The following is a 12,726-nucleotide window of genomic DNA, read 5'->3' on the forward strand; positions in this document are numbered from 1 at the left end:
TAGTCTCAAGGCATCACAGGATTATCCTGATTTCGAAAGTTCAATTCCCACTACTGGACATGTACTCAATTAAAGACTCTCAACGTATTATGCATCTGAATAATGGCATCTTCTGCAGCCTGATTCTCAGAACTATAGAAACTGACAATATAAGCGACTTCTCGATCGCTGATGGGAATGTATGTGATGAGACTATTAGGAAAGTCCCACCCCTCACTTTCTTCCCAAACCCTTAATCCAGATTGTCCATTAATATCTACTAGCTCAATCCGTTGGATATCCTCTGGATCATTACCAATGCCCAAAATAGCGTCTCGAAGCGAGTGGGGCTGGATGGATACATCGGTCTTTATCACGTACAGTGATGTTGCACCTGTTGTAGTCACACCAGCAGGGCGCTGGTTATAGATAATTACATAGTCATTGTCATTTTGAGTGACGCTCCAGTAGTCTGGATAGTCCACAGAAAAACGCTGAGAGGTGACGGTTTCTTTCGTTCTAGAGATAATGCTTTCGCCCTTTACTGGTTGGGTAATCGCTTGCACAGCACACGTTGGAATGACCATCAGCGATACACATAGGGCAAGAGATATTCGACTCAACATAGGAAACCTCTCAGCTAGTGGTTGACGCTAGAATCATCTAGATTATTCAACGGGTTAGGCACTTCATCCGGGTTCTTAAATCATGTTTGATGAAGCCATATTTTTTTCCATCTAGCCCTCCCGGTTGCTCCGCCGATAGTCCCACGGCATCACTGGATTTGGCTGATTCCAAAAGTTCAACCGCTGCTGCTGAGCTTGGGCCTCGGCGGCTAGGAGGGCATCATCTGTGTCGGGGCAGCTGCTCAAGAATTGAGTGTAGACCACTGCATGGCCCTCGCTGACCAGTTTTAGATTGATGTTCTGACTACCCGCATAGACCTCGGCCACCATACGCCCATACTAGTCTGTGTCAGCATCGCGGAACTGAATGGTGGAACCTCTAGGGGTGACCTGCGGCTGGTAGCTTAGGAGCTAGAACTGCCCCAGGAAGAATTGATGGCCATTTCCTTTGACCGAGCCGCTGACTTCTACGACAATACCCGCACCCTAGCTCCAGAGGTGTCTGAACGACTGACAGCAGAGATTCTAAGGTTAGGGCAGGCCACCCCAGACACCACTTTCTTTGAGCCTGGTATCGGCACCGGGCGTATTGCTCTGCCCATCGTCGAGCGGGGCTATGCCTACACGGGATCGATATTTCAGAGGCGATGATGGACAAGCTTAGGCAAAAGCTTGAGGGTAAGACCCATCGGTTGACGTTGATCAATGCTGACGCTACAGCCCTTCCCTTCGAAGCCAATGCTTTTGATGTAGTAATCACCCCTCACATCTTGCACCTCATCCCTGACTGGCAAACCGCTATGGATGAGCTGCGCCGAGTGCTGAAGCCCGCTGGGGTATTTATCTATTTCCACCACCCCACCAATAAAACTGCTACCCGTGATGCCATTGGGCGACAGTGGCGGCAAATTCTAGCGGGCTATGGCTACGACTCTGGCTTCACGGGGGGTGTGACAGAGGATGTTTTAAGCCGATTGCAGGAGCAGGGGGCAACGCTAGAGACAGCGGTAGTTTCTGAGCTATCCCGCGAGAGTACAGTGGACAGTCTTATGAGAGCCTACCGCGATCGCATTTACAGCAATATGTGGCGAGTGCCTAACAACATCTACCCCAGAGCGCTTGCGGATCTTGAAGCTTGGACGGCTCAGGAGTTTTCTGATCCTGATGTACTCATGACCTCCCAGGACACCATCACGCTCACCGCTGCCTACTACTGGCAAAGCTAGAGAGGAAGCCCCTAACCTAGCTGTGAAGATTGTAATTTTGAAGCTACATACGCTCGATGCCAGGACACCAGGCCATTAATCGCTATCCCCAACAGAATGACGTACAGAAGAGAGAGAAAACGTACCTCTTTAACGTAGTACAGCCTAATAGCGATGATATCGACGACAATCCAGTAGAGCCAGCTTTCTATCCGTTTCACGGCCATCAACGCCATTGCTGTAAAGCTCATCACGGTTGTGACCGCATCAAGGAGAGGAAAGGAAGCCGCTTCTGGAAACCACTGGGGAAGCCAAATATGGATTTGTACTATAACTCCAACAAGGGCTAGACCTAAACCTAATGTAATGCCCAGTGTTAGCAATCCATAGCGGCGGTGGCTATAAAGAAATCCTTCTTTGACATCCTGGGCTGGGCCTTTTCGGTTCCACCACCACCAGCCATAGACACTAACCACCAAGTAATAGACCTGTTCTAAAGCATCGGAGTAAAGCTAAATTTGGTAGAACAGGCTCATGTAAAGCAGGACACTGATTATGCCTATGGGCCAAGTCAGCATATTCTTTCGGGCAATCAGCCACACTGACCCTAGGTAGAGCAAGGTCCCTATCAGCTCGATGTAACTTATCGGATAGCCAAGGATGGTAAAGGCGATGGTATTGATGCTGAGAAAATCAGCCATTGGCAACCTGGAACTGTTCTATGAGGTTATGGTACTTCTTAAATTGAGCGAGTATCCGTTCCACGTATCCTATCCGGGTCTGTAAGTCGCCGCTCACTCTAAAAAATGGAACCTTACGCACTACTAAGTCACTGATGATTTGCTTCTGGAAGACGGCTCTATTGCCCTCCCCAGAGCGATCCCAAGTGTCGTCGTAGGAAATATCTGTCTCACACAGAAACACCAGGTCATAGCGCGAGGAACAGAGACCCGCGAGATGGGCCAGGTGGAGCGAGGTGGTGCCGTGGTAGTAGAGCGAAAAACGGTAGGTGGTGAGGGCGTTGGTATCGGTGAAGAGGTACCGATTGGCTTGGGTCAGCTGCGCTTCTTCTCGCTCCAAATGACCTGTGGCAATTTCTTCAAGCTGCTCTAGAGACAACCGCCGTTCCACCTGATGGGTTTCCCAATATTCCCTGCCGTATTCTGGCAGCCAAACGGTTTTGTAGTGACGGGCTAGGGCTTCAGCTAGGGTAGTTTTGCCAGTGGAGGGTGCCCCCAGGAAGACGACATGGGTGATTAAATCTTGGTAGATCAGAGGATCTAAGAACTGGCAATATTGGTAAAGATTAGAACGGACTTGGGTGGCTGAGATAGGGACTGTAGTGCGGTGTGCCCAGGATGATTGGGGTGTCCAGTCCACTAGGCGATTCACAGCACCTAACGCCTGACTCATGTGTTCTCCATAAAACTCTCTAGAGTAGAAGTGAGTCACACTGTTGCCCTGAAGCTGTTTCAGAATATAGGTTTCGTGGGCTTGCTCGATTTCAGGAGTATTGCCTATCTCGGTTGGTCCATCCCAGGCTTCAATGACCTTTACCGTAGGATATAGCTGACGAATCCAGTTAGCCCTGATGGATAGCGGTACAGCAGTTGTTTCGGGGCAATCATAAATCATGACGATCACTTCATCCATCTCTGATAAGGCCGTCTCAATTAGGAGTTGATGGCCTTTGTGGAGGGGGGCAAACTTGCCGAGGGTGAGGCCACGGGTTGGCATAATGGCTGAAGATTGATTAGAACCGCAATCAGGGTAACGGGAAAGGGTTTAAGGTAGCAGTCTAGAACAGTGATTCCTGTTGAAGAACCTGCGGTACTTCATACCCTTCATCAATTGGTAGATTTAGCTGCTTGGCAGCGGCCACCGCCAAGCGATCGCACCGCTCATTCTCCACATTGCCGCTGTGGCCCTTAACCCACTGAAATTCGACCTGGTGCTGTTCACAAAGGCTTAGCAACTGCTGCCAGAGATCAGCATTGACGGGGCTTTTAGTTTGGGTTCGTTTCCATCCTTTTGACCGCCAGCGCACTGCCCAGCCCTTCATGATGGCTCAACGACATATTTGGAATCAGAGTAGATGGTTACAGCGCATTTGTGCTTTAACGCCTGAAGGCCGACGATCGCCGCCATCATCTCCATGCAGTTGTTTGTGATCAGCTGATAGCCCCCGGAGAGTTCTCTGCGGTGTTCACCATAGAGCAGCACAGTTCCATAGCCGCCTGGGCCGGGGTTGCCGATACAGGCTCCATCGGTATAGATAATGACTTGTTTGAGGGGGTGGGACATGGTTGTAGATAGCAAATTTGAAACTTTATCTCATCAAATTTCTTGGTTTTAATTAAGGATGGTATCAATCATTATTCATAAGGTTCAGGAATATCATGTGGCGTTAATTTAGCCCAAAGCTGAGGCATGGTGTCAGCATTGGTGTAGCTATAGCCCTCAATTTTGATAAAGCTATCGAGCAGCTTGCTCAAAGATAAAGCGTATTTGACAGCTGGTCTTTAACTTGCTTTTTCTTCTTACGATTACTATCTCGCCGTGTTGAACCTGTACGGCTGCCGTTAGGGCCTTCTAAGTCAATCCACTTAACCTCAACTACTGCAAAACGACCTGCCCCATCAGTGAACAGCAAATCGCCTTTTCCTTTTTCTGTTCGACTAGTTTCGACTTCCCATTCGTCATCAATGAGGTAGGGATAGTCAGGCATAAAGGTAGCGCTGTTGGCTACAAATTTTTGTTTCAGGTAGTATTCATTATTTCTGTCCCGATCTCGCCCCTGAAAATAAGCTCTAAGAACATCGTCTCTGTGTTTTATCTTTGTTTGATCCATTGCTAGTTATCTTGGTTTTACCGAGAGTTTTGGCTGTCTAATTTGACGTTCAATAATATGATTGGTTTCGCTGTTCAATGCTTCACTTTTTTCTAGCGCGCTTACTACCCGCTCCTTTCCCCCAGCTATCAGATACAACTCATCCTGTGCCCTGGTCATGGCCACATAGAGCTGTCGCCGTGCAAGCGATCGTGTATTCAAATCCTCTGCAAAACAGTCCTCAAACTGCTCGACCCACAGCAGCAGCACTGCCTTGAACTCCAAGCCTAATGAGGACAGCGTGGTTATAACTCTTACCCCCGGCTTGCGGGCGCTGTAATTGACTTTGGTTTCCTGGCTCTCTGTGACCCAGTAGACCGGCAGGCCCAGGTCTTGCAAGTGTTGGAGCATGGAGTTGAACGAAGCCGTATCCTGCTTTGGCTTTTTACGGTAGAGAATGGCAATATCCGAGGGGCTGTAGCCCAACATCACCAAACGCTGCACCTGCTCGACGGCGACATCTACAGCCCTGGCTTTAGTACCTGATTGGTAGAGAGTTGGTCGAGGCCCCTGGCGCAGGGCTGCTTCAGGCATAACAGTGGGGAATGTGGCATCGTCGGTCAGGTCTTGGTCAGTGTTCTTCACCACTGTCCACGCGGCTTCTAGGATCTCCTTGGTGTTGCAGTAATTTTGGGCCAGCTTCATCGTGCGGCCTTGGGCTTTGATGCCCACTGATTTCCAGGTGGACTTGGAACGGTTGTAGAGGCTTTGATTACCATCTGAGACAACCAGCAGATCGCCATTCTCTGGGTCTTTAAGGCCAGCGACACAGCACTGGAACCACTCGCGGGTAAAAGTGTGGGCCTCATCCACCATGATCGAGTCCCAACGGTCTGCTTCGGGAAACCGCTGGAGGGCGGTTAGAACCTGCTGACCCAAGAGAGCATCATAGGTGTCTGGGTTGCTCACAAAGGGAAGTCGGCCAAGGATTGACTTAGCCCAGCCGTGGAAATGCATGACCTCAATGCGGTCTCTGTACTGAGGGTTCATTGTGTCGCCATGCAAAAGCGATCGCAGGTGGGCAGCCAGCGTAATGTTGAAACACAGAATCAGGATGCGCTGGTCGAGCAGTTGTTGGCCAGGACTTTGGCGCGGGCTAGGAGGATCAGGGTTTTGCCAGAGCCAGCTACGCCAGAGATCAGCGGTGGCCATCCTTCATGTTGTGGGCAAGGCGTTCCTGGTCGAGATCGAGGGGGACAATCACAGTGCTGCCTTCGGGCAGGTTAGCTCCAGTAGGCACGCTCTTAGGCCCAGCAGGCTTTTGTTTGATAACGGTCTCGGGATGCAGACAGCCCTTAATCGTGTTCACCTGGTCTACTGTAAGCGTCGGGAAGTCGAAGTAGACCTTGAACATGTCCCGCAGCCGCTGCACCAGCATCTCTGGGCTGTAGCTCTCCCACTTCAGTAGTTCATCTCGGTAGGCGACCTGGGGCTGCTGGAGAAAGTTGTAGATGCTCTCCTCATGAGCTTGCGGTTCGTTAATGTTGCTCATTACAGCGCCGGTACCCACGGGAAGGACTAGCTTGCCCTCATAGTTGCCATCAGGCTAGCGGAGGATGGGGTAACCCTTGAATCGTTCAGCGGCGGTGCAGAAATAGTTGTGGGCTTGTCTGAGGGGAGATTGGTGGCTCTCTGTTGTCCCATACTTATCCTTGACTTTGAAGAATCGCTCTCCAGCCTCAATGATGTTGCCGGCATACCACCCCTTGACCTCGATGATCAGCAGGCGGGCTGAGGATGGTGAAGTCAGGATAGAGGTTGCGCTGTAGACGTGGCTCATACCAAACGATGAAATCCTCGGGCAGCTTAGTTTTGAGGATATTGAATAGCCGCTGTTCACCCTGGCTGGCGGTGGAAGGAATGGTTTCGGGGATGGTGAGAGCCATAGATGTTGAGTCAAGCCACTGTGGTTAGTTATCCCCAGAACAGAGCAAAGCCCAGCAGGCAAACCATAAGCACATCAAAAAGCCTACTTAGTTAAACCTCCGGTAATGGCAACCGCAACCAAATGGGCAGATGATCACTCACCTCATGTTCAAATTTTTCATAAAACTCTTTCTTCTCTTGGCTACTTAAGTCCTTAATAGGCGGTAGCTCAAGGGCTTCACGAAACAGTTCTACAAAATTTACAACACCATAGTCTGGACCTTGAGGTGGTTCAGGTCCCATCTCCGGGTTTTTGTCATAGGAAGGAAGGCGTGGGTCATGGCTGAATAGGCCAATTTGATCAAATGTCTCACTCAAACGTGCATTAGTACGGAATGGTTCAGTTGAACCTTTGTGGACATCTAAAAATGGAAAATTGACGTTAGTGGTACTGCCAGCAGCCTGCATGCCTTGATTAAAGGTTTTGATGTGTTTCTCTATTTGAGGCCTATCCTTTTTTGGATTGCTAAAGCTTAAGTTAAGGTCACCCATCAAGACATAGTTAGAGAAATAAGTGTTATCTTGCTCCTGAACTCGGCCTATAATCCATTCCATCAATGCATCGAATTCTTGACGGCGATCCTCAAGAGAAGTACCAAAATACAGGTGAGCATTGATAGCCATGATTTGGTAGGGCTTTGTCTCAGGATGGCCTACTATTTCGAAGCTGGCACAAAAGGGCTGTCGAATGAACGTCAAGAACACAGGTATTTGAATCTTTGGTGCTTTAGGTTCGGAACCAATAGGGTTGGCTCGCCAAGCATCCCGAGTTTGAAGGTAGTCTAGATAAGGCTTAGCAGTTTCGACCAAAACCTTGTAGTGAGCAACGATGGTTGTTAGAAGCTTGGTACGGTCATAGGAGACATCAGAGACAATGTTACCCTGACGAATAAGGTTTCGATTATAGATAAACCCTAGACGTTCACCTAGTCCTTGTTCGCCAGGGAATTGCCCAGTCTTATCAGAAACAATAGCGTCATATTCAGGCCCCATTAAGCTTACTAGCTTGTCAAAGCCTTCCAAATCGCCCATAATCTCTTGGACGGATAGCAGATCAAAGCGCTTACAAATGTTCGCAAGAAAGTTCCAAGTATTTGTGCTTCGACTGCTTACGCTACCTAGCTTGCGGATATTAAAAGATCCCAGTACAGCAGAGCCGTAAGTACGCTGAGGAATGCCGTATTTATAGGGATCGCTCTCTAACAGGGCATTGATATTTGCCCATTCATCAGCAGTTAAATCAGCCATTAGTGAGACCTTTAGGATAGATCCATATTCTAAGGATAGTGGCTTTGTCAGAATTAGGATTTGAGCTACTTGTGCTTGACCAATATTTATTGATTAAGTTTCCACAGCTTTCCTCCAACTGTCACTTCAGCGACCACTTGCCTTCCAAAGACTTCAAAATAGCTCTGGTTGATTCCTGATACAACTCGGCCAGGTTGGCAATCGCCCCTACACTATGCCCTTCCAACTCACTACAGCAGCTCAGCACTTTCAGGGCCATGCGTTGGGGCTCATCCGGGTGGGGCAGAGAAAGTTTGCGGTGTTGACGATCGCACTCAAAGTACCGGAATATATCTCTCCACCTCCCTGAGCGGCTCAAAAGACACATCACTACTAGAGCCTTTGACAAAGCTCTGCGGGAAACGCTCGATTACCTAGGCATTCGGGGCATGTCTACCTATAGCTTCCGGCAATCGCTGCTGACGATGATGCACTTTGAGAAGGGCTACTCTCTACGAACCCTTCAGAAAATTACGCAGCATGAGGACATCGGCAACCTGGCCAGGTATTTGGAGATTGGGCAGCAGGAGGCAGATGAGGCGTTGAGAGGACTATGGGGATGAAATAGAAGTTCTAAAACTTCTCAAGTGGTGAATAGCAGTTGTGAAGAGGCAGCTAGCTCTGGGGTATTAAATATGATATCAAACCACCTAGAAGAGGAACTAAAATCACTAAATTAGATGACAGATTGGATAGTGGATGCTTCATTATGTTTAGCCACTCCTCCGCTTTTAACCTTTTTTCGTGGCACTCTGACCAGTCTTTTGAACTTAATGGAGGAATCTCTATGTGTTGAAGAATGTATAATTTCCCTTTTTTGGGTAGCATAACTTCAGAAGGAAAATATAGAATGACTAGAATAAAGCTAAAGTAAGCACCATAAACAATTGTCAACACAGGCGGAAAAGGAGAAGATGTAAAGCCTGCATCAGCATAATTTTGCAAAGCACGTTGAAGTCCTCCTGTGGCCAACGTCCCAAGCCCAATGATTATGCTCACCGAAAAAATAAGACTACTGAGATAATTTTTAAGCAGAAAATACTCAGCTAAAAATGATTCGCCGTCAACTCTAATTTTTGAAGCAAGACTCGAAAGAGAAAATAGCCCTAAAATAGAAGGCAACACCGAAATTCCACACAGAATAGTAATGATATTAGTGCGAACATCGAGTGTAAGTATTTCCCCAGGCCTAAACACTGGTCCAAAAGCTTGGAAAAAGAGAAAGGGTACAGAGAAAATAACTATTAATAATAGCAATTGCCAGATGATATTCAGAAAGTTTTTTGAAGCCAACTTCTTCTTCAAGTGAAGGAGGGCAAGCAATCCATGAATGAATGCAAATGGTATAGCAGAAAACAAAATGCAAACAATAAAAAGCCAAGTGACAAAATCGGGCGTATTCCTAAATGCCTCCAGTTCTTGACTAGGCGGCCATGACAATAATAGAACACAGGCACCAGTTAATCCGCCAAATAGACAAGCTGCCATCAGAATGTTAATGCTAGTCAACGGATTCTTATTTAAGAAGTTCATGTGATCGTTTTCCTGTCAAAAGAAAATTGGTTTTTTGAAAATTTAGCTGTGTGTCATATTGCTGAAAAGGATTATCTAAAAATTTGACTCTTTCAAGTCTTAAAATCTAGCTAAATTCCGAGATTTGGCTACTACCTCTACCAAGTCTATAACCGCAATTGCAACCTTTGTAGCAAAAGATTCTCCTGGTCGAACTCTTGCAAAACGTAGTGATATATCCTCCTGCAATACCTCTATTGACGATATAGAATCACCATAATTCGAATATGCCAACTCTAACCATGGAAAAGCCGTCACCAACCTTTCAGCCGTTGGTAGCCGATCGCGCTTCCTGTGAGAGTTAAAGTCTGGGTCAGACGGCACCAAGTTCCACAGCTCATTGGTTGGGTAGACCGCTATCGGCAAGATGTGGTCGAGGTTGTAATCAATGCCCTGGGCAATACGCTTCTCTGTCCAGGGGCAGGTAAAAGCGGTGCCTAATTGGGGGTAGCACTGGTGTTTGCGTGGGGACCGTAATTCGTTGATGAGGAAGAAGCCATCGGCGGGATTCTTCAACCCTCCAATCACCTGCTCCCACTGCCGCCGTAGTTTGGTCAGAGCAGGTCTGAAAGCCACATTGTTGATGATCTGCCCCTGACGCTGTGCCCGCTGTCCCTGTTGAATGGGCTGGTCAATATCTACGAAGGGCCAGTAGTAAGCGATCCAGAACTCGGCTAGCAGTTTGAGAGGAACCGCCACGTCGCTTTGATAGCTTCTTAGGTCGGGGTAGGTTAGCACTACGTCATTGATAGCTCGCAGCAGCGCGATCTTGTAGCTCGTTACTTTCGTATCATGCTTGAGAATGGTGCTGATCACTTTATCGGAGGCTAGCACTGGCTTACTGCGCTGTTATTTCATAGCCAAGCTGCTTTGCTATATCGAGGAAAGGGACGATGTTGCCGATGCCCCATTGGTTGCAGACTGCAACGGTTTGATTATCCCCTGTCCGCAAAATCTGACTCTCATCTAGGAAGTAGCGCTTTTGACCCTTCTCTAAGGCTCTCTCAATCGGAGCTACCACCCCAAAGGACCTGTGGAGGAAGTTGGGAAATACCTGCCTCAGCTCAGTTAAAGTTGTCTGGGGGTGATCATGAATGTATTGAGTAACTACGGCCAGCACCAAGTTGCGCTTGTTGTACACCTGATCCAGGAACTCATATTGAGTGTTATCTCGACTAGATCGAGCGGCCGCTCTTTGCGCCTCTGCCTGCTCCCGAATTCTTACCTGGTATTCCTCTGCCTCCGGCAGGGGGATAATCTGCTCAATGTCTAGCAGCAATTCGTTTCCGAATTTATAGGGCTGAAGGCGAACACAGCGAATGTCTAGGTCACGCTTATTCAGCCACATGACGGCTGTGGTCAACTCTTTTGAAAAATTGGCAGAAGCCAGCACAATTCTGACATCCGTAGGGAACTGCTCCTCCTGCGGATCGCTCCACCCCAGAAAGCCTAGGATTTCTACCTCAGCATCTTTCGCAATGCCCCGCTTATCGAGGTACTGCTGGTGAATCTCGATGGCTCGCTTGAAGGTCAGTGTAGAAACCATCGCGGCATAGCGCAGAGACTGCAGCTCCATATGAGCCCCAGTTTCATCACGCTTGAGTTCAATCACAACTAGGTTGGCCTGCTTATCGATACCCAGTAGGTCGATTCGCCGTGCTCCCTCAGTCCAGCCTGAGAACTCCTCAGATAACACCATCGTATCGGGTGAAATAACGTTGATGTTGTCTCTGAGTGCAGCTTGCAAGTCAGTACGCTCCTGAATACCTTCCGCTCCAAACTGAGTGCTATTTACTGCTGCGATTTGTTTGTCTTTAAGGGTGAAAAGCGGCATGATTCCTGTGGTTAAGGTTATCTGGAAATTCAAGTAAATCAGGGTTTAGCGCCGATTGAACTCAACCTGGCCTACATAGACGAACTCTCCATACTGTTCATCACCGCTGAACAAGCTGACTTCATAGGCTCCAGGGCCAGGAAGGGAGCAGGTTATTTGGGGGCCTTGGGTAGCGCTCTCTAGACAATGCTCAGCTTGGGTAGAGCTTTTGAGAGAGTAGCTAGGCAGCAACCAGCGTTGATTAGGATTCTGAAGCTGAATCACCGCAGTTTGATGAGTATCTGATTGCGATCGCATGGGAGCAACCAGTTTCATCCCTTCGGCAAAGAACTGGGCTTTCATCATCGGTTGGCGCAGGAACTCACCACGGGTAATGGGTTGTGGGCGCAGTTGCCATGCCTGGTCCTCAGGAAAGTGGCTAATGCCCATCACCTCTGGGGGCGGGAAGAGGTAATCGGTCTTGTAGGCCTTAGTGAAACCTGACTCTCGATCCACATAACCACTGTTCCAGGTTGGATCAATCAAATACCATTGTCCGTTTATTTTTGCCGCATTCCAAGCATGGCTTTGGCCCTCTAGATCGCTGGTGGAGTTGCGGGAGTCGCCTGTTACATAAACAATCTCTTCTCCAATTGCCTGGCCCAGAGCTTCGAGCAGTTTGGCATAGCCTGCACAAACGGCTACTCGGCGATGGAAGACTGTCTCAGCATCTTGAGGAGGATAGTTGCCCGCAAAATAGTTGGGGGCATCGTAGGCGATGCGATCCGCTACGTAGTCGTGGAGTGCCTTGATGCGCAGCATTGGATTCTTTTCCTGGCTGGCGATGTACCGAGCGACAGAAGCAATGCTGGTTTCAGCGCTAGGAGGCATGCCGATTACGGCGGGATGTAGCTCGGCCCCTGTCCAAGGCCATCCTTTGTCCTGCCCTGCCGGACGAGTTGACGGGGCAGGCTGGGGTCGCACCTGCGTTGTATCGGCGTATTGGTCGAAAGGATTGTTGTGGAATCGCAGATATAGCCCTTCGAGGCCGCTGGCAAGCGTAAACAGGCCCTTACGAGTCAGTTCTGCTTGTGGCCCCTGCATGCCATCAAGGAACCAATCGCCACGGGTAGACAGGGCCAGGAAGGAGGTCTGAGGTCGCAGGATCAGCAGCAAAAAGAGGAAGGCCAGGTTGAGCAACAGCGTTCTCAAGACAATGCGATCGCCCCAAGTCAGAATGCTGGGTGCTTTTTGCCGTTTGCGGCCTCGCATATCCCACAGGATGGGCACTAGGGGGAATAAGAGGATACCTGAGAAAACTGTCAGTAGCTTAGGACCGTTGACATAGGCGACAAGAGAGGAAGCTAACCACACGCCTAGCACTGGGGATAGGAAGACTGCTAGGTAAAACAGTGTTCGAGTGATGAG

Annotated in this window: 15 protein-coding genes and 2 pseudogenes; 3 read left to right on the plus strand and 14 right to left on the minus strand. The window is 48.8% G+C overall.

The genetic code is table 11. The features are described 5' to 3' along the window. Positions 1-65: 65 nt before the first annotated feature. Positions 66-566, minus strand: a complete 501-nt coding sequence (locus H6F59_RS03310) for a PsbP-related protein (RefSeq protein WP_206755189.1) — start codon at positions 564-566, stop codon at positions 66-68. Between the two features lie 150 nt (positions 567-716). Beyond that, positions 717-935 carry a thermonuclease family protein gene (locus H6F59_RS03315; protein ID WP_190695126.1) on the minus strand — a complete coding sequence of 73 codons (219 nt, stop codon included), beginning with the start codon at positions 933-935 and terminating at the stop codon, positions 717-719. A gap of 105 nt (positions 936-1,040) precedes the next feature. Here H6F59_RS03315 and H6F59_RS03320 point away from each other — a divergent pair, with 105 nt between their 5' ends. Together H6F59_RS03320 and H6F59_RS03325 are read left to right on the plus strand one after the other, a co-directional pair. Further along, positions 1,041-1,256, plus strand: a complete 216-nt coding sequence (locus H6F59_RS03320; protein WP_190695128.1) for a hypothetical protein — start codon at positions 1,041-1,043, stop codon at positions 1,254-1,256. Beyond that, positions 1,256-1,831 (plus strand): class I SAM-dependent methyltransferase, encoded by a 576-nt coding sequence (locus H6F59_RS03325; RefSeq protein WP_190695130.1) that lies wholly within the window; start codon positions 1,256-1,258, stop codon positions 1,829-1,831. The genes H6F59_RS03320 and H6F59_RS03325 overlap by 1 nt, the downstream gene beginning before the upstream one ends. 11 nt (positions 1,832-1,842) lie before the next feature. Here H6F59_RS03325 and pnuC read toward each other — a convergent pair. From pnuC to H6F59_RS03355, 8 genes and pseudogenes are all read right to left on the minus strand, one after another. Beyond that, positions 1,843-2,511, minus strand: a pseudogene (gene pnuC, locus H6F59_RS03330) (nicotinamide riboside transporter PnuC). Then, on the minus strand, positions 2,504-3,547 hold the full coding sequence (locus H6F59_RS03335; RefSeq protein ID WP_190695132.1) for an AAA family ATPase: 1,044 nt from the start codon (positions 3,545-3,547) through the stop codon (positions 2,504-2,506). Before H6F59_RS03335 ends, pnuC begins: the two are co-directional and overlap by 8 nt. A gap of 61 nt (positions 3,548-3,608) precedes the next feature. Beyond that, positions 3,609-4,114, minus strand: a pseudogene (rnhA, locus tag H6F59_RS27510) (ribonuclease HI). Between the two features lie 187 nt (positions 4,115-4,301). Next, positions 4,302-4,661, minus strand: a complete 360-nt coding sequence (locus H6F59_RS03345) for a hypothetical protein (RefSeq protein ID WP_242021242.1) — start codon at positions 4,659-4,661, stop codon at positions 4,302-4,304. Positions 4,662-4,667: 6 nt separating this feature from the next. After that, the gene (locus H6F59_RS25935) at positions 4,668-5,852 is read right to left on the minus strand and encodes a 3'-5' exonuclease (RefSeq protein ID WP_199325554.1); all 1,185 of its coding nucleotides are present in this window, start codon (positions 5,850-5,852) and stop codon (positions 4,668-4,670) included. Further along, a complete protein-coding gene (locus H6F59_RS25940) occupies positions 5,839-6,192 on the minus strand; it encodes a hypothetical protein (RefSeq protein ID WP_199325556.1) in 354 nt (117 codons plus the stop codon). Before H6F59_RS25940 ends, H6F59_RS25935 begins: the two co-directional genes overlap by 14 nt. A gap of 187 nt (positions 6,193-6,379) precedes the next feature. After that, positions 6,380-6,586, minus strand: a complete 207-nt coding sequence (locus H6F59_RS25945; protein WP_199325558.1) for a hypothetical protein — start codon at positions 6,584-6,586, stop codon at positions 6,380-6,382. 91 nt (positions 6,587-6,677) lie between these two features. Then, positions 6,678-7,874 carry an endonuclease/exonuclease/phosphatase gene (locus tag H6F59_RS03355; protein WP_190695134.1) on the minus strand — a complete coding sequence of 399 codons (1,197 nt, stop codon included), beginning with the start codon at positions 7,872-7,874 and terminating at the stop codon, positions 6,678-6,680. A 329-nt stretch (positions 7,875-8,203) separates the two neighbouring features. Between H6F59_RS03355 and H6F59_RS03360 the strand changes: the two genes are divergently transcribed. Further along, complete coding sequence (locus H6F59_RS03360; protein WP_190695217.1) at positions 8,204-8,476, plus strand: tyrosine-type recombinase/integrase; 273 nt, start codon at positions 8,204-8,206, stop codon at positions 8,474-8,476. Positions 8,477-8,528: 52 nt separating this feature from the next. Here the strand turns inward: H6F59_RS03360 and H6F59_RS03365 are convergent, their stop codons facing one another. From H6F59_RS03365 to H6F59_RS03380, 4 genes are all read right to left on the minus strand, one after another. Then, positions 8,529-9,446, minus strand: coding sequence for a hypothetical protein (locus H6F59_RS03365; RefSeq protein WP_190695136.1), 918 nt, complete (start codon positions 9,444-9,446; stop codon positions 8,529-8,531). Positions 9,447-9,545: 99 nt separating this feature from the next. Further along, entirely contained in the window at positions 9,546-10,301 is a 756-nt protein-coding gene (locus tag H6F59_RS03370; RefSeq protein ID WP_313887101.1) for an HNH endonuclease domain-containing protein, read from the minus strand. A 22-nt stretch (positions 10,302-10,323) separates the two neighbouring features. After that, complete coding sequence (locus H6F59_RS03375) at positions 10,324-11,319, minus strand: hypothetical protein (RefSeq protein ID WP_190695140.1); 996 nt, start codon at positions 11,317-11,319, stop codon at positions 10,324-10,326. Between the two features lie 45 nt (positions 11,320-11,364). After that, complete coding sequence (locus H6F59_RS03380; protein WP_242021243.1) at positions 11,365-12,570, minus strand: transglutaminase domain-containing protein; 1,206 nt, start codon at positions 12,568-12,570, stop codon at positions 11,365-11,367. Positions 12,571-12,726: the final 156 nt, after the last annotated feature.

It is taken from the genome of Nodosilinea sp. FACHB-141, from assembly GCF_014696135.1.
Classification (GTDB): Bacteria; Cyanobacteriota; Cyanobacteriia; order Phormidesmidales; family Phormidesmidaceae; genus Nodosilinea.

Coding starts and splice junctions, on each gene's coding strand:
- H6F59_RS03310 (WP_206755189.1), bottom strand. CDS start 566: ATGGTCATTCCAACGTGTGCTGTGCAAGCGATTACCCAACCAGTAAAG.
- H6F59_RS03315 (WP_190695126.1), bottom strand. CDS start 935: ATGGTGGCCGAGGTCTATGCGGGTAGTCAGAACATCAATCTAAAACTG.
- H6F59_RS03320 (WP_190695128.1), top strand. CDS start 1,041: ATGGCCATTTCCTTTGACCGAGCCGCTGACTTCTACGACAATACCCGC.
- H6F59_RS03325 (WP_190695130.1), top strand. CDS start 1,256: ATGGACAAGCTTAGGCAAAAGCTTGAGGGTAAGACCCATCGGTTGACG.
- H6F59_RS03335 (WP_190695132.1), bottom strand. CDS start 3,547: ATGCCAACCCGTGGCCTCACCCTCGGCAAGTTTGCCCCCCTCCACAAA.
- H6F59_RS03345 (WP_242021242.1), bottom strand. CDS start 4,661: ATGGATCAAACAAAGATAAAACACAGAGACGATGTTCTTAGAGCTTAT.
- H6F59_RS25935 (WP_199325554.1), bottom strand. CDS start 5,852: ATGGCCACCGCTGATCTCTGGCGTAGCTGGCTCTGGCAAAACCCTGAT.
- H6F59_RS25940 (WP_199325556.1), bottom strand. CDS start 6,192: ATGAGCAACATTAACGAACCGCAAGCTCATGAGGAGAGCATCTACAAC.
- H6F59_RS25945 (WP_199325558.1), bottom strand. CDS start 6,586: ATGGCTCTCACCATCCCCGAAACCATTCCTTCCACCGCCAGCCAGGGT.
- H6F59_RS03355 (WP_190695134.1), bottom strand. CDS start 7,874: ATGGCTGATTTAACTGCTGATGAATGGGCAAATATCAATGCCCTGTTA.
- H6F59_RS03365 (WP_190695136.1), bottom strand. CDS start 9,446: ATGAACTTCTTAAATAAGAATCCGTTGACTAGCATTAACATTCTGATG.
- H6F59_RS03375 (WP_190695140.1), bottom strand. CDS start 11,319: ATGCCGCTTTTCACCCTTAAAGACAAACAAATCGCAGCAGTAAATAGC.
- H6F59_RS03380 (WP_242021243.1), bottom strand. CDS start 12,570: ATGCGAGGCCGCAAACGGCAAAAAGCACCCAGCATTCTGACTTGGGGC.